21 protein-coding genes and 1 pseudogene are annotated in these 23736 nt (G+C 66.6%); 9 read left to right on the top strand and 13 right to left on the bottom strand.

Translation table 11 applies throughout. From position 1 onward, the window contains the following. The 3 genes and pseudogenes from ACCC94_RS14450 to ACCC94_RS14440 form a co-directional block, all read left to right on the top strand. Positions 1-572, top strand: a pseudogene (locus ACCC94_RS14450) (nitrilotriacetate monooxygenase); the annotation flags it as partial. Continuing rightward, positions 565-1413, top strand: coding sequence for an alpha/beta fold hydrolase (locus tag ACCC94_RS14445; protein WP_413350192.1), 849 nt, complete (start codon positions 565-567; stop codon positions 1411-1413). The pseudogene ACCC94_RS14450 and the gene ACCC94_RS14445, both read left to right, overlap by 8 nt. 17 nt (positions 1414-1430) lie before the next feature. Continuing rightward, the gene (locus ACCC94_RS14440; protein WP_413350191.1) at positions 1431-2048 is read left to right on the top strand and encodes a methylthioribulose 1-phosphate dehydratase; all 618 of its coding nucleotides are present in this window, start codon (positions 1431-1433) and stop codon (positions 2046-2048) included. Here the strand turns inward: ACCC94_RS14440 and ACCC94_RS14435 are convergent. From ACCC94_RS14435 to ACCC94_RS14415, 5 genes are all read right to left on the bottom strand, one after another. Then, positions 2045-3514: a diguanylate cyclase gene (locus tag ACCC94_RS14435; RefSeq protein ID WP_413350190.1), complete on the bottom strand. Its 1470-nt coding sequence runs from the start codon at positions 3512-3514 to the stop codon at positions 2045-2047. The two genes, ACCC94_RS14440 and ACCC94_RS14435, sit on opposite strands and share 4 nt — an antisense overlap. A 693-nt stretch (positions 3515-4207) precedes the next feature. Then, the gene (locus ACCC94_RS14430) at positions 4208-5206 is read right to left on the bottom strand and encodes an AraC family transcriptional regulator ligand-binding domain-containing protein (RefSeq protein ID WP_413350189.1); all 999 of its coding nucleotides are present in this window, start codon (positions 5204-5206) and stop codon (positions 4208-4210) included. Between the two features lie 77 nt (positions 5207-5283). Then, positions 5284-7305 carry an alkyl/aryl-sulfatase gene (locus ACCC94_RS14425; protein WP_413350188.1) on the bottom strand — a complete coding sequence of 674 codons (2022 nt, stop codon included), beginning with the start codon at positions 7303-7305 and terminating at the stop codon, positions 5284-5286. 138 nt (positions 7306-7443) lie between these two features. After that, on the bottom strand, positions 7444-8115 hold the full coding sequence (locus tag ACCC94_RS14420) for a DUF3313 domain-containing protein (RefSeq protein ID WP_413350187.1): 672 nt from the start codon (positions 8113-8115) through the stop codon (positions 7444-7446). Positions 8116-8183: 68 nt separating this feature from the next. Continuing rightward, positions 8184-9485, bottom strand: a complete 1302-nt coding sequence (locus ACCC94_RS14415) for an OmpP1/FadL family transporter (protein WP_413350186.1) — start codon at positions 9483-9485, stop codon at positions 8184-8186. A gap of 421 nt (positions 9486-9906) precedes the next feature. Between ACCC94_RS14415 and ACCC94_RS14410 the strand changes: the two genes are divergently transcribed. Both ACCC94_RS14410 and aguA read left to right on the top strand, forming a co-directional pair. Further along, entirely contained in the window at positions 9907-10794 is an 888-nt protein-coding gene (locus tag ACCC94_RS14410) for a LysR substrate-binding domain-containing protein (protein ID WP_413350185.1), read from the top strand. Between the two features lie 296 nt (positions 10795-11090). Beyond that, positions 11091-12206, top strand: coding sequence for an agmatine deiminase (gene aguA, locus ACCC94_RS14405; protein WP_413350184.1), 1116 nt, complete (start codon positions 11091-11093; stop codon positions 12204-12206). 176 nt (positions 12207-12382) lie between these two features. Here aguA and ACCC94_RS14400 read toward each other — a convergent pair whose 3' ends face one another. Continuing rightward, complete coding sequence (locus ACCC94_RS14400; protein WP_413350183.1) at positions 12383-13564, bottom strand: GGDEF domain-containing protein; 1182 nt, start codon at positions 13562-13564, stop codon at positions 12383-12385. Positions 13565-13829: 265 nt separating this feature from the next. Here ACCC94_RS14400 and hemN point away from each other — a divergent pair, with 265 nt between their 5' ends. Beyond that, positions 13830-15215: an oxygen-independent coproporphyrinogen III oxidase gene (gene hemN, locus ACCC94_RS14395; protein WP_413350182.1), complete on the top strand. Its 1386-nt coding sequence runs from the start codon at positions 13830-13832 to the stop codon at positions 15213-15215. A gap of 45 nt (positions 15216-15260) precedes the next feature. Here the strand turns inward: hemN and ACCC94_RS14390 are convergent, their stop codons facing one another. Beyond that, positions 15261-15755: a winged helix-turn-helix transcriptional regulator gene (locus tag ACCC94_RS14390; protein WP_413350181.1), complete on the bottom strand. Its 495-nt coding sequence runs from the start codon at positions 15753-15755 to the stop codon at positions 15261-15263. Between the two features lie 111 nt (positions 15756-15866). Between ACCC94_RS14390 and fabF the strand changes: the two genes are divergently transcribed. Continuing rightward, complete coding sequence (gene fabF / locus ACCC94_RS14385; protein ID WP_413350180.1) at positions 15867-17138, top strand: beta-ketoacyl-ACP synthase II; 1272 nt, start codon at positions 15867-15869, stop codon at positions 17136-17138. A gap of 41 nt (positions 17139-17179) precedes the next feature. Here fabF and ACCC94_RS14380 read toward each other — a convergent pair whose 3' ends face one another. The 3 genes from ACCC94_RS14380 to ACCC94_RS14370 form a co-directional block, all read right to left on the bottom strand. After that, positions 17180-17515: a hypothetical protein gene (locus ACCC94_RS14380; protein WP_413350179.1), complete on the bottom strand. Its 336-nt coding sequence runs from the start codon at positions 17513-17515 to the stop codon at positions 17180-17182. A gap of 4 nt (positions 17516-17519) precedes the next feature. Continuing rightward, complete coding sequence (locus tag ACCC94_RS14375; protein ID WP_413350178.1) at positions 17520-18119, bottom strand: NAD(P)H-binding protein; 600 nt, start codon at positions 18117-18119, stop codon at positions 17520-17522. 72 nt (positions 18120-18191) lie between these two features. Continuing rightward, a complete protein-coding gene (locus tag ACCC94_RS14370; protein WP_413350177.1) occupies positions 18192-18983 on the bottom strand; it encodes an AraC family transcriptional regulator in 792 nt (263 codons plus the stop codon). A gap of 145 nt (positions 18984-19128) precedes the next feature. Here ACCC94_RS14370 and ACCC94_RS14365 point away from each other — a divergent pair, with 145 nt between their 5' ends. Continuing rightward, on the top strand, positions 19129-19482 hold the full coding sequence (locus ACCC94_RS14365; RefSeq protein WP_413350176.1) for a VOC family protein: 354 nt from the start codon (positions 19129-19131) through the stop codon (positions 19480-19482). Between the two features lie 178 nt (positions 19483-19660). Next, entirely contained in the window at positions 19661-19915 is a 255-nt protein-coding gene (locus tag ACCC94_RS14360) for a hypothetical protein (protein ID WP_088421038.1), read from the top strand. A 557-nt stretch (positions 19916-20472) separates the two neighbouring features. Here ACCC94_RS14360 and ACCC94_RS14355 read toward each other — a convergent pair. Genes ACCC94_RS14355 through ACCC94_RS14345 form a run of 3 tightly spaced genes read right to left on the bottom strand, consistent with a single transcriptional unit; the run spans position 20473 to position 23435 of the window. Beyond that, on the bottom strand, positions 20473-20706 hold the full coding sequence (locus ACCC94_RS14355) for a hypothetical protein (RefSeq protein ID WP_413350175.1): 234 nt from the start codon (positions 20704-20706) through the stop codon (positions 20473-20475). 13 nt (positions 20707-20719) lie between these two features. Next, positions 20720-22756 (bottom strand): pyridoxamine 5'-phosphate oxidase family protein, encoded by a 2037-nt coding sequence (locus ACCC94_RS14350; RefSeq protein WP_413350174.1) that lies wholly within the window; start codon positions 22754-22756, stop codon positions 20720-20722. 55 nt (positions 22757-22811) lie between these two features. Continuing rightward, positions 22812-23435, bottom strand: a complete 624-nt coding sequence (locus ACCC94_RS14345; protein WP_413350173.1) for a glutathione S-transferase family protein — start codon at positions 23433-23435, stop codon at positions 22812-22814. Between the last annotated feature and the right edge of the window lie 301 nt (positions 23436-23736).

The following is a 23736-nucleotide window of genomic DNA, read 5'->3' as shown; positions in this document are numbered from 1 at the left end:
ACATCAAGCAGCGGGTGGCGCGCCATGGGCGTGATCCCGCCGCGTTGAAGGTAATACCCGGCGTGCTGCCGATCCTCGGTGCCAGCCGCGCGGAGGCCGAGGAGCGCCGCGCGCAGCTGCAGGAACTGGTGCAGCCGGTGGTGGGGCTTTCACTGCTGTCCGACGTGGCCGGCGGTTTCGACCTGTCGCGCTTGCCGCTGGATGGCCCGCTGCCGGAGCTGCCGCCCACCGAGTCCGGCGTCAGCCGCCAGCATCTGCTGCTGGAGCTGGCGCGGCGCGAGGGCTTGAGCATCCGCCAGCTGTACCAGCGGATCGCCGACGCGCGTGGCCACCGGGTGGTTGCCGGTACCGCCGCGGACGTCGCCGACCAGTTGCAGGAGTGGTTCGAATCCGGCGCAGCGGACGGTTTCAACATCATGCCGCCGTACCTGCCCGGCGGCTTCGACGATTTCGTCGCCCAGGTGGTGCCCCAATTGCAGCAGCGCGGCCTGTTCCGCCGGCGCTACAGTGGCAGGACCCTGCGCGATCACCTGGGCCTGGCCCACAGCAAGGAGACTGCCGAACATGGCTGAACACTGGACGCAAGTGCTGCCGCTGGTACGCGGCGAGCGCGTGGAAATCCGCCCCGGCCGGCACATCAGCCTGGCGCACAGCCGCGGCCACCGCTACCCGCAGACTGTGGTGTTCTTCGCCCACGGCGGCGGCGGCAACAAGGACCAATGGCGCGAACAATGGCGCGAGCTGCAGGCCGAAGGCTACAGCCTGGTGGCCTGGGACCTGCTGGGCCACGGCGCCAGCGACAAGCCCCGGCGCGCGGCGGACTATGCCTGGGATGAGCTGGTGGCCGATCAGGTCGCGGTGCTGCGACGCTACGCCGGGGAGCGCAACATCCTCGCCGCGCACTCATTCGGCACCGGCCTGAGCGTCAGCAGCCTGTTGGTCTTGCAGGCCGAAGGGCAGGGCGCGCTGGTCGACTCCGCGCTGCTGCTGGGCACCCAGCTCGACCGCCCGCTGGGGCGGGGCGGCCTGCTGTCGTTGCCGGCGTGGCTGCTGGAGTGGTTCCGCCCGCTGCTGTCCAGGGGCTTTCGTGAGCGCGCCTGGCACGCCAGCGCCGACCCGGAGCTGATCGATTACGAGGAACAGCTGACGCGCAGCAACCGTCTCGACGTATTCAAGGCGCTGGTCAGCCAGGCGAGCTGGCTGCCGCACCAGGAGCTGGATCGCCTGCTGCTGCCGGTCCGTATCCTTTCCGGCGACAGCGACGGCCTGACGCCCGCCGAGCGTGCCCGCGCGCTCCACGAAAGACTCGCCCGCTCGGAGTTCGAGGTGCTGGAGAACTGCGGCCACCAGCTGATGCTGGAGAAGCCGCAGATCGTCAACCGCCACCTGCGCGAACTGCTCGCCGCCACCTGATCCGGATACGCATTGAAATGACCGATACCCGCCAGCAACTCACCCGCCAGATCATCGACGCCGGCCGCTTCCTCTATGGCCGCGGCTGGTCGCCGGCCACCAGCAGCAACTACTCGGCACGCCTGTCGGCCGACCGCGCGCTGCTCACCGTGTCGGGCAAGCACAAGGGCCAGCTCGTCGAGGACGATGTGCTGGAAACGGACCTGGCCGGCAACAGCCTGGAGCCGGGCAAGAAGCCCTCGGCGGAAACCCTGCTGCACACCCAGCTCTACGCCTGGCGCGCGGAGATCGGTGCGGTGCTGCATACCCATTCGGTGAATGCCACCGTGCTCTCGCGCCTGACGGCGGGTGACCGCCTTGAACTGGAAGACTACGAATTGCAGAAGGCTTTCGCCGGCGTCAGCACCCATGAGGGCCGCGTGACGGTACCGATCTTCGACAACGACCAGGACATCGCCCGCCTGGCCGCCAGCGTGCAGCCATGGCTGGAGGCGCATCCGGACTGCCCCGGCTATTTGATCCGCGGCCATGGCCTGTACACCTGGGGCGCGCACATGAGCGATGCGCTGCGCCAGATCGAAGCCTTCGAGTTTCTGTTCGAGTGCGAACTGAAGGTGCTGAGCCTGCGCGGCTAGGAGGTTTCGGCTTCGGCGGTGCGGAACGCGACCACCCGGTTGCGCCCGCCGTTCTTGGCCTGATACAGCGCGCTGTCGGCGCATTGCAGCAGCTCGGCCCAACTGGCCGGCTGGAAGCGCGAGGTGCTGGCGACGCCGATGCTCAGGGTGAGCACGCCCAGCGGGCCATGTTCGTGCGGTACCGCGAGGGCCTGCAGGCTGGCGCGGATATGCTCGGCCAGCTCCAGGGCGTCGGCTTCCCCGCTGTCACCCAGCAGCACGACGAACTCCTCGCCGCCGAAGCGCGCCGCGCAGTCGGCCGGCCGGCGCGACCATTCGGCAATCACCCCGGCAACCGTCCTCAGCGCAGCATCGCCGGCCGGGTGGCCGTAGTGGTCGTTGTAGGCCTTGAACTTGTCGATATCCATCAGCATCACCGAGAACGCCGCGCCGCTGCGCTGGTAGCGCGCCCATTCATGGCCGGCGCGCAGGTCGAAGGCGCGGCGGTTGTTCAGGCCGGTCAACGGGTCGGTGCTGGCGGCCTCGCGCAGCTCGGCTTCCTGGCGGTCGCGCGCGCGCATCTGGCGCAGGGCGATCAGCGCAAGGCCGAGCACCGTACCGGCCAGCGAGACGCCCAGCAGGCCGATCAGGCCGGCGCGCCAGTACCAGTCTTCGTAGATCTCGCGGGAGGGCAGGGCGACGCTGAATACCAGCGGGTAGCCTTCGATCGGGCGGAAGTCGTGCCAGCGCTCCTGCCCGTCGCTGTTGGTGTCGAAGAAGTTCTCCTGGTCATTGGCAAGGTAGCGCTCGAAGGATTCGTTCAGCGTCGCGGCGGGCACCGAGTCGGGCCAGTGCGCCAGCAGGGTGCCGTCGCGCATGTGCAGGCTGACCGTGCCGCCTTCGCCCAGGTTGAGACCGCTGAACAACTGGTTGAAGTAGGCCAGCTCCAGGTTCGCGCCGACTATCCCGGAGAAGCTGCCATCCTCGCGCTCCAGCCGGCGGCTCAGGGCGATGCTGTTGCGCGCATTGCTGGAGTAGGGGATGTAGGGGTGGCTGAGGTAGGGCGCATCGGTCCGCGAAATGCGCAGCGCCTGGAAGTATTCGCGGCCGGAGAGGTCGATGCGCGCGGGGATTTCCTTGCCGAAGCTGTAGGTGGCGATGCCGTCGGCGTTGGTCAGGAATACCGAGCCCATGCCTCGGGTCGGCGCGGTGTAGGCGCGCAGCAGGAGGTTGCGGGTATCCATGGACAGCCCGCGGATCTCGGGCTGGGCGTGGGCGTGCACCACCGCTTGCAGGGTCATGTCGTAGAGGTCGAGGTTGCGCTGGATGTCGCGCTGCACCAGCAGGGCGATGTTGTGGCCGTTGGCGCTGGCGACTTCCAGGGCGTCGTGGCGCATTTCCAGGATGGCCCAGGCCGACAGTGCGCCGATGGCGGCGGTCAGGCCAAGGCTTGCGAGAAGGACGGTGCTCGAACGGCGGATCGGCATGCCGGTATCCATGCAAAGGCGGAAGGGGCGGCCGCATATCAGTGCGGGCCTCAAGGCATATAGCAGCTAATGGCCGGGTTGTCCGGTATCGAACGGGGCGGGAGAAGAGCGGAGTTTGTCCGCGATTGCCACCGGCGTGAGGCGGGCCTGTCGTGGACATGTTCCGGCCGGGCAAAAAAAAATGCTGCCTGGAACAGGCAGCATTCATGGGTCACGCACCATTGGTGACTGGGTTCAGTCTGCCGGCGCGAGATTAAGCTTTGATGAAGGCGCGTTCTGCGCCCTGCATTGCAGGTGGTGTAACGATCCGGATTCGCGAGGGCCGGATGCCAATCGCGGACGGAGTCCGCTCCTACGCCCCGGGGAAACATCGGCGCCTATCACGCGCAGACGTACGGCGCCGCAGTTTCCGCCGGCGCCGATTTAGTCCCCTCTCCCTTCGGAGCGGGGCGCGCAGCCAGGGTTAGGGAGAGGGAAGTCGCCGGTACGGGGTTTGCGGGGGGGAACACCGATGCTTGTCCCGCGCAGACGTGGGCGCATAACCCGGAACGGGTTATCCGCCGCTTGCCTCGCGGCGGATAACGCTGGCGCGTTATGCGCCCTACGATGCTGAGGGTGTAACGATGCGGTTCGCGAGGGCCGGATGCCAATCGCGGACGGAGTCCGCTCCTACGCTCAGGGAAAGAGTGGTGCTTATTGGCTCTTCAGCGCCCGCCGATGCTCGATGGGTGCCATGCCGAACCAGCGGTGGTGCGCGCGGCAGAACGAGGTGGTACGGCGATAGCCCAGTTGCTGGGCGATCTGGCCGATGGGCAGGTCCGACTGGCCGAGCAGTTGTTCGGCGCGGTGGCGGCGGATCTGGTCGACGTGTTCCTCGAAGTCGATGCCGTCATTGGCCAGACGCCGCTGCAGGGTGCGCGGATGCAGGTCCAGCAGTTGTGCCACCTGTTCCAGGTTGCAGCGTTGCTTGGGCAGCAGGGCATGGATGTGCCGTTCGACCTCGAAGCCGAGCTTCTCGTCCGCCCCCGAATGCGCTTCCAGGTAGAACTTGACGATGGAGTGCAGCATCGCATCATGGCGCACGCAGGGGCGCTGCATGTCGCGTTGGGTGATCGCCAGGGCGTTCTGCTGCTGGCCGAACAGCACCGGGCAGCCGAAGTAACGCCGGTAAACTGCCAGTTCCGCCTGTGGCTGATGGCGCAGCAGCACGGTGGCTGGCTGCAGTGGTGCGCCAAGCAGTTCGGCCATCAGCAGGCGGCCATGCAGCAGGGATTTCTCGACTATCTGCGGGATGTCCTCGATGCACGGCAAGGCGTTGTCGAAGCAGAGCAGGGTGCAGTCGTTGCGGCGTTCCAGGTGGAAGAGGATCGAGGGGCTGTAGACGCGCATGTAGCGCACCGCGGCGGCCAGCCCTTCGCCGGCGGTGGGTGCGGTCTGCGCCAGGTGCTGCAGCGGGCCGAGCAGCGTGGACTTCTGCCGGCTGGCCAGTTCCAGTCCCAGTTCGGGCATGCCCAGTGCGTGGGCGCTGCCTTCGAATATCTGCACCAGGCTCCTGTAGGAGAACTTCTTCTCGTAGTCGCCGACTATGCTCAGGTCGATGCGGTGCGGCGAGAGCTGCGAGCGCAGCGAGGCGCCGCGCTCGGCGAGCAGTTCGCCGAACTGGAGGAAAGCGGTGCCACGAACGGTATCCATGTCGGTTGGCTTCCAGGCTTGCGGGAAAAGCGACAGGCCAGCGGTCGCGCGCCGCCGGCCTGTCTGTTTCCGCCCGGTCAGGGCGTGACGATGTTGAACCAGAAGTCGAAGTTGTCCATGTAGCTCATGAGCTCTCCGAGCTTGGCCTGGTCGCCATCGACCTTGATGTCGCCAGCAGCCTGGGCCTCCTTGAGCGTCGTCTGCTTGAGCATCAGGTTGTTCAAGGTGTCGCGGGTCAGGCTGATGGTGGCGTCGGCATCCTTGGCCTGCAGGCCCTCGGTGTGGTTGAGCACGCCGTTTTCCATTTGCAGCAGGTACTTCTGCTTGAGATCGGTGAAGTCCAGGTTCAGGGTGATCTTCTTGTCCTCGACTTCCGGGCTCTTCAGGCGCATGGCCAGGTAGTCGAAGAACAGGTCCAGGTCCATCGCCTTGACGGTGTCGGGGCTGGCGGTGTCGGGCGTCGGCAACTTCTGCACGCCGTTGCGCAGCTCCTGCGCGCCGGTCAGGTAGAAGTTGCGCCACGGGCCGCTCTCGGCCTGGTAACCCATCTGTTCCAGGGCGTCGGCCTGCAGGTTCTTCGCCGCCTGGTTGTTCGGGTCGGCGAAGACCACATGGTTGACCACCTCGGCCACCCAGCGGTAGTCGCCCTTGTCGTAGTACTCCCTGGCCTTCTTCAGCACGGCGTCGGCGCCGCCCATCATGTCGACGTAGCGCTTGCCTTCTTCATCCGGCGGCAGCTCGTGCAGGGTCGCCGGGTTGCCGTTGAACCAGCCCAGGTAGAGCACGTAGGTCGCCTTCACGTTGTGGTTCAGCGAGCCGTAGTAGCCGCGGTTGGAGAACTTCGTGGCAATCGCCTTGGGCAGTTTCACCTGCTCGGCGATCTCGGTCATGGTCAGGCCCTTGTTCGCCAGGCGCAGGGTCTCGTCGTTGATGTAGCGGTACATGTCGCGCTGCAGGCCGATGTGCTCGTTGACTTCCTTGTTGCCCCAGACCGGCCAGTGGTGCATGGCGTACATCACCTGCACGTCGTCGCCCCACATCTTCAGCGCCTCGTTGAGGTACTTGGACCAGGGCAGCGGCTCGCGGATCTTCGCGCCGCGCAGCGAGTAGGTGTTGTGCAGGGTGTGGGTGGAGTCCTCGGCAGTGTTCAGCGCCTTCAGCTCCTTGATGTAGTACATCATCTCGGCCGGCGCCTCGCTGCCCGGCGCGTAGAGGAACTCGTAGTGCAGGCCGTCGATGACGTGTTTCTCGCCGGTCTGGGAGATGATGTCGGTCGGCGGGATCAGCGTCACCGTGCCGGCCGAGGTGGTGGTGCCCAGGCCTGCGCCAAGCTGGCCGGTATCGGAGGGCGGCAGCAGGTTGCCGTACATGTAGCTGGCGCGGCGGCTCATGGCGGTACCGGCCATCACGTTCTCGGCCACGGCGTGTTCGAGGAAGCCCTTGGGTGCGTAGATCTTCACCTTGCCGGCCTTCACGTCTTCCTCTTTCACCACGCCCTTCACGCCGCCGTAGTGGTCGACGTGGCTGTGGGTGTAGATCACCGCCACCACCGGCTTTTTCGGCCGGTGCTGGTAGTACAGCTCCAGCGCCGCGCGGGCGGTTTCCTCGGAGATCAGCGGGTCGAAGATGGTGATGCCATCCTTGCCCTCGACGATGGTCATGTTCGACAGGTCGTAGTTGCGCACCTGGTAGAGGCCCTTGGTGACCTCGAACAGGCCGGAGATGTTGATCAGCTGCGATTGCCGCCACAGGCTCGGGTTGGTCGAGGCCGGCGCCGCTTCACCTTCCTTGATGAAGTTGTACTTGGCCGGGTCCCAGATCAGGTTGCCTTTCTCGCCCTTGATCGGCTCGCCCGGCAGCGGCGCGATGAAGCCCTTGTGCGCCAGCTCGAACGAGGTCTTGTCGTCGAAGGGCAGCTCCTTGAGCAGGGCATCGTTGGCGCTCTTGGTTGCCTCGGTGGCGGGTTTGGGCGACTCGGCGGCCCAGGCCTGGGTGGTCATCGAGATGGCAGCGGCCAGGGCGAACGAGGCGCTGAATTTCCAGAGGCCGTGGGCAGGCAGTTGGCCAAGCGGCTTCGAGGATCGGGCAATCGCTTTCATTTCAAGCTCCTTCTTGCGGAATGCGCTGTACCTGCGGGGCAACTGCCAGCGTTGTTTGTCGAGGGACTTCCTCATCGAATCAGGTGGTGCGTAGGGGGCTTGCGAGCGCGGCCCCGGTTGTCGGGGGCGCGCTCGGAATCACTTGCGCTTGAGCTGTTCGTAGGACTTGAGCATGTCTCGCGCCCAGCCATCGAGCACGGCCTTGGCGTCGTTGGCGGTCATGACCTGGGAGGAGTTCTCCAGCTCCGTGCCGGCGCCCTTGCGCACGACTTCGGCGACTACCTTGCCGTCGCTGCCGTCGAGGAAGGCCGCTTCGGTGGCGATGCTGGTGTCCTGGTCGCGGATGCCGGTGGCGGTGCTCACTCCGGCGGCGATCAGGGCGATGGGGATCACCTCGTAGGGCTGCAATCCCTTGGTCGAGGCGCTGACGGCGGTGATCGCCGGGCGCACCACCAGCACGCCCGGGCCGGGGCCGGGGCCGCTGGCCAGCGGCAGGGCCTTGGCGAATTGCGTCTGCAGCGCCTGGTCGTAGTACCTGGTGATGCCGTCCAGGGTGCTCTGCGGGATCTTCTCGCTGGGCTGCGGTTGCGGATAGAGCTGGCTCGGTTCGACGTAGACGCTGGTGAACTGGCTGACATCGATGCCGGGCTTGATCCAGCGCATCACCGGCGCGCCGGAGGGCGATTTCTCTTCCTTGAGGACGCTGTAGTCCTTGAGGAAACCGGAGTAGTTCTCCGGTTCCACGTACTTGCTGGCGCAGCCGGCGAGGGTCAGTGAAGCCAGGCACAGGGCCAGGATTTTTACGTGCATGGGATAGCTCCTTGTGGATGTTGCTGTTGGGGCGCGCTCTTGTCGTCGCGTAGAACTTCCAAAGTTGGTCAGAAGCGCCAGGTCGCGCCGCCGCCGATGATGTGCAGGGCAGCGTTCTTGTAGCTGCCGGAGAGGGTTTCGCCGGAGCGTGACTTGGTCTGCTCGACATCCATGTCGCCGAGCCAGACCAGGGTGTAGGCTAGGTGCAGGTCCAGCCCTTCCTCGAGCTGGTAGTTCATCCCGGTTGCCAGGCGCCAGTTCTCGGCCATGGGGTTGTCCACGGTGCGATCCTTGTCGTCCACCGCCGAGCTGTCGTACCCCAGGCCCAGGCTCCAGCGCAGTTGCCGGGTGGCCTGGTACTGGGTGCCGATGGAAGCGTGCCAGGTGTCCTTGTACTTGCGGTCGACGGTGCGGCTGACCCCGCCGGCGTTGGCGTCGACATCCACGCCGATCTCGCCGAACTCGCTCCAGTCCTGCCAGCCCAGGCTGCCCAGCAGCTTCCATTGCGGGTCCAACTGGTGGGCGATGCTGAGGGTCGCGGTCTGCGGGATGTTCACGTCGAGTTCCAGCGAACTGACGTCCAGGCGGTTCAGCGCAGCATTGATGACCGGGTTGCTGACCTTGCTCACGTCCGGGCTGTCCTCGAATTCCAGCTTCACCTTGCTGGTGTAGGCGAGGCCGATCTGCGTGCTGTCGCTGAGGTTGTAGAGCAGCCCGAGATTGACCCCGACGCCGACGTCGGTGTCCTTGTATTCCAGCTGGCCGTCCGGGCTGTCGCGCAGGCCCAGCAGGTTGTTGTTGATGGCCATCTCGGTGCGGTAGTAGCCGTAGACGATGCGCGGGCCGATGCCGACCGACAGGTCGTCGGTGAACTGGTGGGCGAGGGTGGGCTGGAAGGACACGCCGATGATCGCCGTTTCCTGGCTGAAGTAGCGGCCGGCCCAGTCGTCGTCGTAGTTCAGCGCCAGGCCGAAGTTGCCGTACATGCCGAAGCCGATGGCCGAGCGCTCGTCGATCTGCTGGCTGACGAAGAAGCTCGCGCCGGGCAGCCATTGCAGGGCGTTGCCGCCTTCGTTGCCGTCGAACTGGTTGTTGTCGTCACGGGAGAAACGGATGTCACCGAGGATGACCTGGGCGTTGGCGCTGAGCTGCGTGCCCTTGAGCTTGGCGATACCGGCGGGATTGCTCATCAGCACGCTGGGGTCGCTGGCCAGGGCGGCGGAGCCGGCATTGGCCAGGCCCATGCCTTCCTGTCCTGCTTCGTAGATCATGATGCCGCCAGCGGCGGCCGGGCCGGAAAAGAGGATACAAAATGATGTCGCAATAATGGCGAGAATGGCCTTTCCGGCGACTGGATTGTATCTCGTCATCGAGCGTCCCCTGCTGATCCCTGACTGGCTTTCACGTCGGTCGAGCCCGTGAAAGGCATTCGCTCCGAATGCGGTCTGGAGACGGCGAGCCACTGCCCGTGCGGGTAGCGGTAGTGAGAGTGAGCCTAGATAGCGAGAAGGGATATGCAACTCGGGTTTTGCTTCAACATGCAATCAATGCGCAATTCACGACACAAAACCGGGTATGAAGAGTATCCACTTGTGTATGCGCCGGGCCTGGCGGTCAGAGCGGTCGTGCCGGGTCAATGCGCGGAAATGGCCGCGGCCGGATAGCGGCTGTCGTGAAATGAGTCATGCATCTGCCCCCCATGCTGCGCGCGCGGCGGCAGCATCGCCTTGCACTGGGCGCGGCGCCTCGGTCAGCATGCGGCCGCCATTTCCGGAAGAAGAACCGCCGTCCATGCGCCGCCTGCCTTCGCTCACCGCCCTGCGCACCTTCGAATCCGCCGCCCGCCACGCGCACTTCGGCCGCGCTGCTGCCGAGTTGTGCGTTACCGACAGCGCGGTGAGCCACCAGATACGCCAACTCGAAGAGCAACTGGGGGCGACGCTGTTCGAGCGCCAGGGCCGCCAGGTGCAGCCCACCGCCCAGGCGCGGCGCCTGCTGCGCAGCCTGCAACAGGCATTCGAGCTGATCGGCACGGCCTGCGACGAATTACGCGACCCCGGCTCCCAGGCGCAATTGCACATCGCGGTCACGGTCGAGCTGGCGCAGAAGTGGCTGGTCGGGCGGCTGGCGGACTTCGCCGAACGCTACCCGGAGATTGTCCTGCACCTGCACGAGCAACCGCTGGATGCGCCGGGGCCGGCGGCGGAGATCGACCTGGCTATCACCTATGGCACCGGCCCGGCGGACGCCAGCACCTACTTCGTGCGGCCGCTGCCGACGCTGCAGTTCTTCCCGGTGTGCAGCCCCGGACTGTTCAACCAGTCGCCGCTCAAGCACCCGCGCGACCTGGCGCGCCACTGCCTGCTGCACGACGACCAGGACGGCAAGTCCTGGACCGCCTGGCTGACCACCCATGCCAGCGACATCCGCCCGAGCCGCCATGTCTATCTCGGCCATGCCGGTCTGACCATGGAAGCGGCGGTACGCGGGCAGGGCGTGGCCATCGGCGACAACCTCACCAGCGCCGAAGACCTGGCCAGCGGGCGGCTGGTCCGACCATTCGCCGCGCAGATCACCTCGCTGGGGCAGTACGCGCTGGTTTGCGAACGCCTGCGGCTGGAGAAGCCGGAAGTGGCGAATTTCATCGAATGGATGACCGACCAGCTCAACGACATGTGAGCCCGGCACGGACTTTTCCGCCCGCTGACCTGCGTCTCGCAGGATGAACTCTTTGTAGGATGGTGTGGAGCGCAGCGATACCCATCGATGCACCGTAAAGCCCTGGCAGCATGGGTATCGCTGCGCTCCACCCATCCTACGGCGAGGTTTGCCGGCAAGGTCGGTGGCGTTGGTGGTTCTCATCCTTTTTCGAGATATTGCTGAATTGAATTCAGCTATCCCGCGAAATTCATCATTGGTTTGCGCGGCTCCAGGCCGGCAACCTTGGGCGTTCCCAAAGTACCGGAGCGCCACCGATGTCCCGCACCCACTCGACAATGCCCAAGGCCGACGGCTTCCGCCTGCCCGGTGAATTCGAACCCAAGGCCCGTTGCTGGCTCGGCTGGCCCGAACGCACGGACGTCTGGCGCAATGGCGCCAAACCGGCGCAGAAGGTCTGGGTCGAGGCGGTGAGCGCCATTGCCCGCAGCGAGCCGGTGACCGTCTGCGCCTCCGCCGCGCAGTACACCAACGCGCGCCGCATGCTTCCCGAGAGCGTGCGCGTAGTGGAAATGACCTGCAACGACACCTGGTTCCGCGACAGCGGCCCGGCCTTTCTCGTCAATGACACCACAGGGGAGATGCGCGGCGTGGACTTCCAGTTCAACGCCTACGGCGGGCTCGACGGCGGCCTGTATTACCCCTGGGACAAGGACGACCAGATCGCGCAGAAAATCCTCGAGATCGAGGGCTTCGACCGCTATCGTGCGCCGATCATTGCCGAGATGGGCAGTATCCGCAGCGATGGCCAAGGCACGCTGCTGACCACCGAACAATGCCTGCTCAACCGCAACCGCAATGCCCACCTTGGCAAGGAGGAGGTCACTCGCCGGCTCTGCGACTACCTGGGCGCCGAGCAGGTGATCTGGCTGCCGCGCGGCTGCAAGTTCGACGAAACCGACGGCCACGTCGACGACCTAGCCTGCTTCGTGCGTCCGGGCGTGGTGGTGATGCAGTGGACGGACGACCGCAGCGACCCGCAATGGGAGATCTACCAGGAAGCCTACGACGTGTTGCGCAGCGCCCGGGATGCCCGTGGCAATGCGCTGCAGGTGCACAAGCTGCCGCAGCCGCAGGTGCTGGAGTGGACCGCCGCCGAAGCCGAGGGCCTTGACCAGGTCGACGGCAGTTTCGACCGCCAGGCGGGCACGAAGATCTGCGCGTCCTATATCAACTTCTATACCGGCAACTCGGCCATCGTCATGCCGTTCTTCAACGACCCCAACGACCGCCTCGCCCAGGGCGTGCTGGCCGAGCTGTTCCCGGACAAACGCGTGATCGGCATCGACAATTCTCGGGAAATCCTCCTGGGCGGCGGCAACATCGGCTGTATCACCATGCCGCAGTATGCGGCGCCGGCAGGGCGGGGCTAGTGCTGTTCGTTCGATCACTCATGAGCGCTTGAGCCCCTCACCCTAACCCTCTCCCGGGGGAGAGGGTACCGTTCCGAGCAGGATGTGGCTGCAATGTCAGCCGGCACGGACTGCGCCCTCTCCCTTTGGGAGAGGGCTGGGGAGAGTGGATCGGCACGGACTCCCCAAATGATGTGTCACCCCAACCGCAGCGGATCGCCCCCGGCAACCGTGCGATCCAGCAGGCGAATGCTGTCACGGCCGCCACGCTTGGATTGGTAGAGCGCAGCGTCGCCCTGTTCGATCAGCGCGTCGAGGCTGGCCGGTGGCTGGTCGAAGAGGTTGGCGCCAACGCTCAGGGTTACCGCCTGCGGGGTGGCGAAGTTCTGCGCGGCGGTGCCATGGAACTGTTCGCGCAGCTTGCCGGCCAGCCCCAACACCTGCTCGCTGTTGGCATCGCTCAGCAGGATGACGAACTCGTCGCCGCCCAGGCGCGCCGCCACCGCTCGCTCGGGCAGCGCGGCGCGGATCATCTCGCTCAGCGCCACCAGCAGGCGGTCGCCCGCCGTATGCCCGTGCAGGTCGTTGACCTGCTTGAAGTTGTCGATATCGATCAGCAGCAGCGCGCCGGGACGCTGCGGCGTGACCTCCTCGAACACGCGGGCCGCACGGACTTCCAGGGCGCGGCGGTTGTACAGGCTGGTCAGCGGATCGCGTGCCGCCAGCCGGGCGATGCGCTTCTCGCGGCGATAGCGTTCCGTGCCGGTCATCGACAGGGCGATCAGCATGATCGCCATCGCACCCTCGACCAGCGAGATCTGGATGATCTCGCCGCGGAAGGCCGCCAGGTCGATCAGCGTGCCGGGGATGATCACGGTCGCGCCCTTGACCAGATAGAACGCGCCGTGCGCCAGCATCACGTAGCGCAGCTGTACCGCGCCCACGCTCAGCGATTTGCCGTGGGGCCGCAGCAGGTGGCTGGCGCGCAGGCAGAGCAGGGCGACCAGCCAGGAGTTGGCCAGCAGCATCAGCCTGGACCACAGCGGGCCGTCATCGGGCAACGCCAGCAAGGCCAGCCAGGCGAGCGGAACGACCAGCCAGCCGCGCGACAGCCGCGCCTCGGTGAACTTCGCCACGCCGCTGAGGAAGAACCAGTGGGCCAGCACCAGCAGACCGTTGGCGAACCAGATACCGACCAGCAGGTGCCCGCTCATGCGCAGCAGGGCGAGGGTGGAGCCGAGGGTGATGGTGGCGAAGCCTGCGCTCCAGTAGAGCAGCGAGCGCTCGCGCACGTTGCGCCATTCGATGGCGAGGTACAGCGCCGCGGCCGCCGCGAGGGCGACCGAGAGCGTCAACAGGGTGGGTGGATCGAGCGCCATTATCGAAGACCGTACCGCACTTGCGGTCAAAGGCTGTGATTGTAAGCGGCCTTGCAGGTTCCGAGGTATGCCGGGACAGCTCATCCGGTCGGGTCGGCGCAAGGTTGGTGGGCTGCTCGGCGCGCTGGCAATGGCGTACGCACGGCGAAGAAATTTTCCACGCAGGAGAGCTTATTGATCCCGCTCAGGGGGCGCGCAGCCTGAGCGGTGTATCGTGCGGCGGCGACTCGCAGCGACAGACTGCAGCGCCTCAGGAGCCCGTGTCATGCCCGAATCGATGAGTTTCAACCGCGCGCTGGTGGAGAAGTACGACCGTCCCGGCCCGCGCTATACCTCCTATCCCACCGCGCCGCAGTTCCATGCTGCGTTCGCCGCCGACGATTACCGCGCGGCCGCCCAACGCAGCAACGAAAGCCCGGCCAAGCCGCTCTCGGTGTACATCCATATCCCGTTCTGCAAGAGCCTCTGCTACTACTGCGCCTGCAACAAGATCATCACCCAGAAGACCCACCGCGCCGTGGAATACCTGGACTACCTCAAGCGCGAGATCGCCCTGCAGGCCGCGCTGTTCGACAGCACGCGCAAGCTCACCCAACTGCACCTGGGCGGCGGCACGCCGACCTACCTCACCAGCGAGCAGCTCGGCGAGGTGATGGACAGCCTGCGCGAACATTTCAACCTCGACGAGAGCGACGCCCACGAGTTCTCCATCGAGGTCGACCCGCGCACCATCAGCCGCGAGCGCATCGCCGAGCTGCGCGCCCAGGGCTTCAACCGCCTGAGCTTCGGAGTGCAGGATTTCGACGAGCAGGTACAGGCAGCAGTCAACCGGGTGCAGAGCGAACAGCAGGTCTTCGACCTGGTCGCGGCGGCGCGCGAGGCGAAATTCAAGTCGGTCTCGGTGGACCTTATCTATGGCCTGCCGCTGCAGACCGTGGCGAGCTTCGACGCCACCCTGTCGAAGATCATCGCCCTGCGCCCCGACCGCATCGCCGCCTACAGCTATGCGCACCTGCCCGAGCGCGTGCGCGCGCAACGGCTGATCCGCCGCGAAGACATGCCGCCGCCCGAACGCAAGCTGGAACTGCTGGAGCTGACCATCCGCCGGCTGACCGAGGCCGGCTACGTCTACATCGGCATGGACCACTTCGCCCTGCCCGACGACGAACTGGCCGTGGCCCGCAGCAACGGCACCCTGCAGCGCAACTTCCAGGGTTATTCGACCCACGCCGACTGCGACCTGATCGCCCTGGGCGTGTCGTCCATCAGCAAGGTCGGCGACACCTACGGACAGAACGTGAAGGAGCTGTCGCAGTACTACGCGCGGTTGGATGAAGGCCTGCTGCCGGTGCACAAGGGCTACCGCCTGAGCGACGACGACCGCCTGCGTCGCGAGGTGATCGGCGCGCTGATGTGCCATGGTCGGGTGGACTACGCCCCGCTGGAGGAGCGCCACGGCATCCGCTTCGGCGAGTACTTCGAGGGCTCCCTGCGGCAGCTGCGCGAGCAGGTCGACGACGGCCTGGTCGAGTTGCACGACGACGCGCTGGTGCTGCTGCCCCAGGGCCAGTTGATGATGCGCAGCGTGGCGATGGCCTTCGACGCCTACCTGGGCGGCGCGCAGCAGGAGCGCTTCTCACGCACCATCTGAGGCGGTTTGCGCAGTCGGAACAGCCCGCCGTGAAGGTGGGCTGTCTTACGCCTGGCGAGTCCTGATGCCGGCGATCCTCTCGCGCATTTCGTCGCTGGCGCCAGGCCCTGCCGCCACCTCGCAGTCTTCCCAGGCCACGACCTTTCCCGACTCGACGTCCACCATCATCGGTTGCACTGTCCTGCCGGTGGCTTTCTCGACCACCCGCACGCTGTCTTCGCTCGGGGCGAAGTGCCTGTTGCCCCAGGCGATGAAGGCAAAGATCACGCCGATCAGGTCGCGCCCTCGCTCCGTGGGCACGTATTCGTGGCGCAAGGGCCGGGTGCTGTAGGCGCGCTTGTCCAGCAGCCCGGCTTCCACCAGGGCATTGAGCCGGCGGGTCAGCATGTTCGGGGCGATTGCCAGGCTTCTGGAGAACTCGTCGAATCGGCGCAGGCCCTGCAGGGCGTCGCGCATGATCAGCAGGCTCCACCATTCGCCGACGTGTTCCAGGCTGAGCGCCACGGGGCATTCCGAATTCAACAGTGTCTTGCGCTGCATCGAGGTCGCTCGCTCCTGTCTGGAAAAAAGTGAAGACGCGATGTTACTTTCATTATGATAGTAACGTCTTTCATCCAGATCGTACCAAACCGCGAGAGGAATGAGGTCTTCATGAAAAAGCGCATCGTCGTTACGGGAATGGGGGCGGTCACGCCGCTGGGTTGTGGCGTGGGCCTGGTCTGGGAGCGGCTGCTGGCCGGTCGCTCCGGCATTCGGGAGCTCCCGCAGGCGCTGGTGGGCGACTTGCCGGTGCGCATCGGCGGCCAGGTGCCCGGCCTGGAAGAGGACCCGCAAGGCGGTTTCGATCCTGACGCGGTGTTATCGGCGAAGGAGCAGCGCAAGGTCGATCGCTTCATCCTGTTTGCCCTCGCGGCGGCCGAGGAAGCGCTGGCGCAGGCCGGCTGGCATCCCGAGCAGCCCCATGAGCAGGAACGCACCGCCACCATCATCGCCTCCGGCATCGGCGGTTTCCCGGCCATCGCCGATGCCGTGCGCACCACGGACAGCAAGGGCCCGCGCCGACTGTCGCCTTTCACCATTCCCTCCTTTCTGTGCAACCAGGCGGCGGGGCAGGTCTCCATCCGCCATCGCCTGAAAGGGCCGCTGGGCGCGCCGGTGACCGCCTGCGCGGCGGGCGTCCAGGCGATTGGCGATGCGGCGCGGATGATCCTGGCCGGCGAAGTGGACGTGGCGCTCTGTGGTGGCGCCGAAGCCGCCATCCACCGAGTCAGCCTTGCCGGTTTCGCTGCCGCCAGGACCCTGGCCAGCGAATTCAACGACCGCCCCGAAGCCGCCTCGCGGCCCTTCGATGAGGCGCGCGAAGGCTTCGTCATGAGCGAGGGGGCCGGCCTGCTGGTCATCGAGGAGCTCGAACATGCCCTGGCGCGCGGGGCCAGGCCGCTGGCGGAGCTGGTGGGCTATGGCACGAGTGCCGATGCTCACCACATCACCTCGGGCCCGGAAGACGGCGAAGGCGCGCAGCGGGCGATGGAACAGGCGTTGCGACAGGCCGGCGTTTCGCCGGGGCAGGTGGGGCACCTGAACGCCCATGCCACCTCCACGCCGGTGGGTGACAAGGCGGAGCTGGCGGCGATCCGGACGGTCTTCGACGGCGTGGCGTCGCCGGTCATCAGCGCCACCAAGTCCTCCACGGGACATCTGCTGGGAGCAGCCGGCGGAATCGAGGCGATCTTCACCGTCCTCGCGCTGCGCGACCAGGTGGCGCCGGCAACGCTCAACCTGGCCCAGGCGGACCCCTTGGCCGCAGGGCTCGACATTGCCGCAGGAGAGCCCCGCGCACTGGATACGGACTTTGCCCTGTCCAACGGTTTCGGCTTTGGCGGAGTCAATGCCAGCGTGCTGTTCCGCCGCTGGTCCGAATAGCGGCAGGTCCGTCGCCGCGCGGCCCGGTGCAAGCCGGGCCGTCAGCGGGTGCGTTTTGCGCGCACCGGGGTGCCTTTGCTCTCGCGCATCATCCGCCGCAGCGCGCAGGCAACCCCGGCCCCCAGAATTCCGCCGACCAGGGTAGCGAGCACCTGCGCCAGCAGGCCCATGGCGCTGTCCAGATCCATCTGCCGGAGGAAGGTGCCCAGCTCCGGCCAGAGCGCGAGCCAGAGGCCGACGAACCCCAGCACCAGGTCGTACCAGAGGCCGCTGACACCCGCCGGGCGATAGCCGCGAACGAAGAGGATGAAGGCGCTGAAGGCCAGCGCCAGGAGCAGGGTACCCAGGGATTGGCTGAGCGCATCGGGCCCGGACATGGCGTCACGCCCCGCCGCTGCGCAGGCGCAGGCATTGGCGGCTGTGCAGGCCCAGCTGCATTTCGTCGAGCAGCGCCTCGGCATAGGAGAGCGCCAGCGTGGTGTCCTGCTCCGAGGCGGCGCCGGCCCGGCTGAAATCATCGATGCGCAGTCCCTCGGGCATCGGCGGGGCTTCCACCAGCGTCCAGTCGATTCCGCTCACCTCCAGGCTGCGGGCGAGACCGGCGGCGAGCTGTTCCTCGTCGGCATCGGCCGGTTCCACCAGCCATCGCCAATGGCCGATCAGCAGCAGGCGAGGGACTTCCGAGCGCAGCGCGCCGTCGATCAACGCGCCGCAGATCGGCGGCAGCTTGTCTGCCGGCTGATCGGCGAGGAAGGCGAAGACCACGTCGAGCCCGGCCACCGCTTCGCTGACCGAGATCGAGGATTCCAGCGTGCCCAGCTTGCAGCGCAGGCCCGGGCGCGCCTGGAAATGGTTGAGGTCCTCGAGCAGCACGGTCACTTCCTGCTGGCGCCTTAGGGCGCCGGCAATGAGCGCCTGGCCGAAGCTGTCGAAGGGGTGGAACAGGCCCAGCTTCAAGGTCGGTGTTTCCAGGTTGTGCATGGTCACTCCTGCAACGGCGGTGATTCGACGGATGCGCCATGTGCATATCGAAGGAGCTAAGGCGGCGACGGTTCAGTCGAATTTCCGAACGGCGCTGTCCGTCGCTGCCTGGTAGCTGCTGGGCGCCACGCCCAGGCTGCGGCGGAACATGCTGGAAAAGGCGCTCGGGCTGTCGTAGCCCAGCTCCAGCGCCACGCGGGTGACCGGCGTTCCGGCGGCAAGGCGGGTGACCGCGGCGAGCAGGCAGGCCTGCTGGCGCCAGGCGCCGAAGGAGAGCCCGGTCTGCTGGCGGAACAGGCGGCTGAAGGTGCGTGCGCTGCAATGCAGTTCCGCCGCCCAGGCATCCGCGGTGACGCTGATATGCGGCGCGCGCAGGAAGTCCCGGCAAAGCTGGACAAGCTTCGGATGCGCCGGCAACGGGGCGAACAGCGGCAGGCTCGGTGCCTGGCGCAGCTCGTGGAGCAGCAGGCGGATCAGGTCGCCGTCGCGGCCCGTTTCGTCGTGCAGGGCCGGTACTTCCGCGCTGGCCAGCAGCAGGTGGTGGAGCAGCGGCGAAACGGTCAGCGCCTGGCACTGCGCGGTCTCGCGTACCGGCACCTGCGGATCGATGTACAGGCTGCGCGTGCTGACTCCGCGCATCAGCACCCGGTGCCGCTTTCCGGCCGGAATCCACACGCCGCTATAGGGTGGAATCACCCAGGCGCCGTCCTCGGTCTCCACCTCCATCAGCCCGCTCATGCCGTAGAGGAATTGCGCACGACGGTGGGAATGGGGCTGCAGCAGCGTGCCGAGCGGGTAGTCGGTGCCGATGGCGAGCACGCTGCGGTCGACGGCGTCGACGCTGGCGAGGGGAATGTTGAGCATAGTGGAGGAACATGGCTGATTCGCGATGATTATTCGTCAATCGGCGGGAAATGGCCAACCGCCCTGCGACCGACTGGCGCGGACTATGTTTCCTTGAAGGATTTGGCCGTAGGATCACCCTGACATGACTTGCCAGGAGGCGACTATGGGTATCCGAGGAAACGACCGGCAGATCGACAACATCGAGTTCAACGTCAGCGACATCGCGCGCAGCAAGGCCTTCTACGGCAGCGCCTTCGGCTGGAGCTTCACCGACTACGGCCCCACCTACACCGAATTCAGCGATGGCCGCCTCACCGGTGGGTTCACCACCGGCGAGCCCGTGCGCCCCGGCGGCCCGCTGGTGATCCTCTACGCCGACGACCTGGCGCAGGCCCAGGCCCGCCTGGAAGCGGCTGGTGCCACCATCAGCCGCGCCACCTTCGCCTTTCCGGGTGGCCGGCGCTTCCACTTCATCGATCCGGACGGCTACGAGCTGGCGGTGTGGTCGGCGGACTGAAGCGTCCTCGACCTGCTTGCCGCCATGTCCGTTTGTCCGCTGCCCCTGACGGGGGCAGCAGTTGCTGGAACTGTCGCTCGCTCGCCCGGGTCAGGAAATCAGTGGGGGCCGAACTTCACGCTCGCCACTGTCAATCCAGATCAGAACAGGCCCCTCCGCGGGCCGGGGGGAGATTCACATGCAGCAGTCAGTCGAGCCGCCGTTCATGGCGCCCAGTGAATACCTGACGTCCACGGGGATTGCCGTGTTGATGTCGCCGCGATACATCGCTCCCGGCAAGGTGGGCGAAGTGCTGCTGTCCTTGGCCAAGGTGCCGGCCGGCGTCTCGCCGCTGGACGTGGTGATCGGCCCGTGGGAATCCCACGAGGAAGCCTTCCAGGCATCCCATGATGCGGCGGAGCGCTGGGTCGAGCGTCTCGACGAAGGCGACTGAGTTCTCCTGGGGCGTCCGCTGTGCCTCGTCGGGGATCGCCTGCGGCGGCCGGCTCAGATCGCTGGCGCTTTGCTGCCGAAGGACTTCAAGTTCCCGCAGCGCTTCCGCTGGCCGGAGTACATCCGCGCAGTGCGGGGCGAGGAGTGGTGTAGTCCGGCGCGCGAGGAGGAACAAGGCGAGCCCACTCCATGAAATCCTGCGCGTGGGCTTGCCCTCTCCCTAACCCTGGCTGCGCGCCCCGCTCCGAAGGGAGAGGGGACTGGCTTGGTGCAGGGGCATGCTGAGGTGTCAGCCGGCACGAATAGCTCCCTCTCCCTTCAGGGAGAGGGCGGGGGAGAGGGAAACCGAGGCACGGACTCTCAGAAGGAGACAGGGCCTTAGGGCGGATAACCCGGAACGGGTTATCCGCCATTTCCCTCGCGGCGGATAACGCTGGCGCGTTATGCGCCCTACGATCTTCAGGCGGTGAGCTGTTCGTAGGAGCGAGCTTGCTCGCGAACAATGCCAGCGCTCACCTCGGTGTCTGGGTGGAATGCGGTTCGCGAGCAAGCTCGCTCCTACAGGGGGCTCGCTGATGCGTTGGCGCGCTTGAACCAGCGCATCAGCGCCGCACCGATCTGCATCGTGCGCGAGCGCGACGGGCAGCCGGGTGTCGACAACAGTTGCGGCAGCAGGAAGCCGACTTCCGCCTCGTTCGGGCCGCACAAACCCGGCGCGGCGGATTCGATGTACTCCTCGTCCCACTGCGGGAAACGCTCGCTCCCGCTCTCGAATGCAGTCAGTGCGTTCATCATCGATCGCTCCCTAGAGGTCCAGCACCAGCGGTTGCACGCCGCTGTCGTCCTGCGCCGGAATAGCGCAGCAGATCAACGCGCTGCCGGCTTCGGGCAGTTCCGCCGGCGGGTTGGGGTAGTGCACCTGGCCGCTGACGATCTTCGTCTTGCAGGTGCCGCACGAGCCCCCGCGGCAGCTGAAGTCCGGCGCAAGACCGCGGGCCTCGGCCAGTTCCAGCAGGGTGCCGCTCTCGGGCTTCCAGCGCGCCTCCTTGGCGGAGCCTGCGAAGTACACCGGTACTGGCTCGGTGGCGGCGGGCGGCTGCACCAGTGTCGGTGCCTGGCCGTCACCCCGGCGCTTGAGCGTCGACGGACCGAAGGTCTCGGCGTGGATGCGCGCATCGCCGATGTTCAGGTCGCGCAGGCCGTCATAGATCGCCTGGGTGAATTCGCCGGGGCCGCAAAGGTAGAAGTCGTAATCGTCCAGCGGCAGTTGCGCCTTGATCGCCTCGATATCCAGGCGTCCGCCCTGTTCGAAGTTGCGGCCCAGCTCGGCTGCCGCTTCGGGACGGCTGAGCGCGCGATGGACCTGCAGTTGCGGAGCACGCTGGCGCAGTTCGGCGATCTCGCGCTGGAACGGCAACTGGCCCAGCGTCCGCGCGGACTGGAACAGATGAACCCGTCGTGCCGGGCCAGCAACCAGTTCACGCAGCATCGACAGCAGCGGCGTGATGCCGACGCCCGCGCCGATCAACACGACCGGCCGCGCGCTGTCGCCCTTCAGGGTGAAGCTGCCCATGGGCGCGCGGACCTGCAGGTGGTCGCCGACACCGATCTGTTCATGCAGATGCCGGGACGCCGGGCCCTGGGCTTTCACGCTGATGCGCAGCTCGCCATCCGACGGCGCGCTGGAAAGGCTGTAGGTGCGGATCAGCGGCTGGTCGCCAGTGACCAGGCGCACGGGCAGGTGCTGGCCCGGCGCGAAGCTGACGGCGGCGCCGGCTGGCGGTTGCAGGTAGAAGGAGCGGATGTCCTCGCTTTCACGCTCCACGCGCAACACCCGCCAGTCCTGCCACTGCTGGCGTTGCTCGCGCTCCCGCAGCTTGGCGTCGGCCTCGGCCCAGGTGCCGGTCATCAGGCTGGTGGGCGAGTACTCGCGGAAGCTCCAGCGCAGGGCCAGGGCGCTGCGGCGCAGCACCGCGTGCTGCACCTCCAGGGTCCACAGGCGCTCCGCGCCTTCGAAGGCGGTCAGCAGCGGGCTGTCGAAGAGGATGTCGGTACGACCATGGACTTGCAGCACGTCGCCGCTCACGAAGTCGACGAAGAGCAGGCCGGCCTGCGGGTTGGCCTGCAGGTTGCCGAGGGTGTTGAAGTGCAGGTTGCCGGCATAGTCGGGAATGGTCAGGCGATTGCCGTCGACCCGGACGAAGCCGGGGCGACCACCACGATGGGAGACGTCCACCGAGCGCTCTCCGTCCTCGTGCTGTACATAGCTGGCGACGAAAAAGGTGTCGGCGTTGCGGATGATCGTCGCCAACTCCTCGTTCAGTTCGCTGAAGTCCTCGCGCGGGGCGCGCTGGCTGTAGCGTTGCTCGTCGCGGCTCCATTCGCGTTTCTGGATGTACTGCGGGCAGTTGCCGAAGGAGTGCTCGACGGCCACCGTCAGCCGGCCGCCGTCGACCTCGCGGAGGACGCCGTTCATGCGGTTGCGCCGGCGGGTGTGCAGCTCGATGCCCAGCAGGCCGATCGCCTGGCCGGCTTGCAGGCCGCTGGCGGCGGGGTCCTGGCTGTCGGGCACGCTGTCGAGCAGCAGGCTTTTCGGGTCGGGCGAGGTGACGAAGCCTTCCGCGCCTTCGAGCAGGGTCGCCCAGGGGCGGCCCTGGTCATCCACGGCGCCAGCGATGATGAAGGGCAGCTGGTGGTAGAACTCGCGGTGCTGGTCGGGCATGTAGTCGCGGATGACTTTCTGGCCGTGGACTTCCATGCGCTCGGAGACGCCGACGCGCTCCTGGATCGCCTTCTCGCCGGCATGCCAGGGAGAGGTACGGTGTTTGGGCAACTGGAACATGACGGGCACCTCGCGACGAAGGAGCTGCCGGGTCACCCCGGCAGCGAAGGTTGCCTCAGGCTTGCAGGCCGATGGCGGTGCGCTGCATCGGTACGAAGTGCGGCAGCGCCTCCACGCGGGCCAGCCAGGCGCGAAGGTTCGGGTAGTCCTGCAGCGAGACGTTGCCCTCCGGCGCATGGGAAATGTAGGAGTAGTTGGACACGTCGGCGATGGTCGCCTCGCTGCCTGCCAGGAACGGTGTCCTGGCCAGTTCGCGTTCCATCACCTGGAACAGGGTGTGGGCGCGGGTGATGACTTCCTGCGGGTTGAACGCCGCGCCGAACACGGTGATCAGCCGTGCGGCAGCGGGGCCGAAGGCAACCTGCCCGGCGGCCACCGACAGCCAGCGCTGCACGCGGGCGGCGCCGAGCGGATCTTCCGGCAGCCAGCGGCCGTTGCCGTATTTCTTCGCCAGGTAGACGAGGATGGCGTTGGAGTCGGCGACGATGACGCCTTCGTCGTCGATCACCGGCACCTGGCCGAAGGGGTTGAGGGCCAAAAAGTCCGGGTGCTTGTGCGCGCCCTTGGCGAGGTCCACCGAGATCAGCTCGACGGGCAGTTGCAGCAGCGAGAGCATCAGCTCGACGCGATGGGCGTGGCCGGACAGCGGGTGGCGGAAGAGCTTGATGGTGTGCGACATGACGGTGGCTCCTTGGCTTGAGTGGGGATGCAGCGCGAGTCTGGCCGTGACGGGTTGCTCGAGCTGATGGGTGCATGCTGCGCCCGCTGGCCGTCGCGCAGAATCGCCACGGCGGGCAATCCAGCGTTTCAGGATGCGGAAGAATGGAGCGGCGGGTGGGTGCGGGGCATTTGCCGCCAGTGGTGCCGTGCGGCTCGCGAGCAAGCTCGCTCCTACATGGAAACCGCCTTTGTAGGATGGGTGGAGCGCAGCGGTAACCCATGGGGGGGCTGGGAAACAATTAATGGTATAGCCTCGCACC

Source organism: Pseudomonas sp. Pseusp97, from assembly GCF_047304025.1.
GTDB lineage: Bacteria > Pseudomonadota > Gammaproteobacteria > Pseudomonadales > Pseudomonadaceae > Pseudomonas.
Note: the sequence above shows the minus strand (reverse complement) of the source record. Positions and strands in the feature narration are given on the sequence as shown.

Bases quoted from the DNA above. Each gene is read 5' to 3' on its own strand.
- ACCC94_RS14445 (WP_413350192.1), top strand. From the start codon at position 565: ATGGCTGAACACTGGACGCAAGTGCTGCCGCTGGTACGCGGCGAGCGC.
- ACCC94_RS14440 (WP_413350191.1), top strand. From the start codon at position 1,431: ATGACCGATACCCGCCAGCAACTCACCCGCCAGATCATCGACGCCGGC.
- ACCC94_RS14435 (WP_413350190.1), bottom strand. From the start codon at position 3,514: ATGCCGATCCGCCGTTCGAGCACCGTCCTTCTCGCAAGCCTTGGCCTG.
- ACCC94_RS14430 (WP_413350189.1), bottom strand. From the start codon at position 5,206: ATGGATACCGTTCGTGGCACCGCTTTCCTCCAGTTCGGCGAACTGCTC.
- ACCC94_RS14425 (WP_413350188.1), bottom strand. From the start codon at position 7,305: ATGAAAGCGATTGCCCGATCCTCGAAGCCGCTTGGCCAACTGCCTGCC.
- ACCC94_RS14420 (WP_413350187.1), bottom strand. From the start codon at position 8,115: ATGCACGTAAAAATCCTGGCCCTGTGCCTGGCTTCACTGACCCTCGCC.
- ACCC94_RS14415 (WP_413350186.1), bottom strand. From the start codon at position 9,485: ATGACGAGATACAATCCAGTCGCCGGAAAGGCCATTCTCGCCATTATT.
- ACCC94_RS14410 (WP_413350185.1), top strand. From the start codon at position 9,907: ATGCGCCGCCTGCCTTCGCTCACCGCCCTGCGCACCTTCGAATCCGCC.
- aguA (WP_413350184.1), top strand. From the start codon at position 11,091: ATGTCCCGCACCCACTCGACAATGCCCAAGGCCGACGGCTTCCGCCTG.
- ACCC94_RS14400 (WP_413350183.1), bottom strand. From the start codon at position 13,564: ATGGCGCTCGATCCACCCACCCTGTTGACGCTCTCGGTCGCCCTCGCG.
- hemN (WP_413350182.1), top strand. From the start codon at position 13,830: ATGCCCGAATCGATGAGTTTCAACCGCGCGCTGGTGGAGAAGTACGAC.
- ACCC94_RS14390 (WP_413350181.1), bottom strand. From the start codon at position 15,755: ATGCAGCGCAAGACACTGTTGAATTCGGAATGCCCCGTGGCGCTCAGC.
- fabF (WP_413350180.1), top strand. From the start codon at position 15,867: ATGAAAAAGCGCATCGTCGTTACGGGAATGGGGGCGGTCACGCCGCTG.
- ACCC94_RS14380 (WP_413350179.1), bottom strand. From the start codon at position 17,515: ATGTCCGGGCCCGATGCGCTCAGCCAATCCCTGGGTACCCTGCTCCTG.
- ACCC94_RS14375 (WP_413350178.1), bottom strand. From the start codon at position 18,119: ATGCACAACCTGGAAACACCGACCTTGAAGCTGGGCCTGTTCCACCCC.
- ACCC94_RS14370 (WP_413350177.1), bottom strand. From the start codon at position 18,983: ATGCTCAACATTCCCCTCGCCAGCGTCGACGCCGTCGACCGCAGCGTG.
- ACCC94_RS14365 (WP_413350176.1), top strand. From the start codon at position 19,129: ATGGGTATCCGAGGAAACGACCGGCAGATCGACAACATCGAGTTCAAC.
- ACCC94_RS14360 (WP_088421038.1), top strand. From the start codon at position 19,661: ATGCAGCAGTCAGTCGAGCCGCCGTTCATGGCGCCCAGTGAATACCTG.
- ACCC94_RS14355 (WP_413350175.1), bottom strand. From the start codon at position 20,706: ATGAACGCACTGACTGCATTCGAGAGCGGGAGCGAGCGTTTCCCGCAG.
- ACCC94_RS14350 (WP_413350174.1), bottom strand. From the start codon at position 22,756: ATGTTCCAGTTGCCCAAACACCGTACCTCTCCCTGGCATGCCGGCGAG.
- ACCC94_RS14345 (WP_413350173.1), bottom strand. From the start codon at position 23,435: ATGTCGCACACCATCAAGCTCTTCCGCCACCCGCTGTCCGGCCACGCC.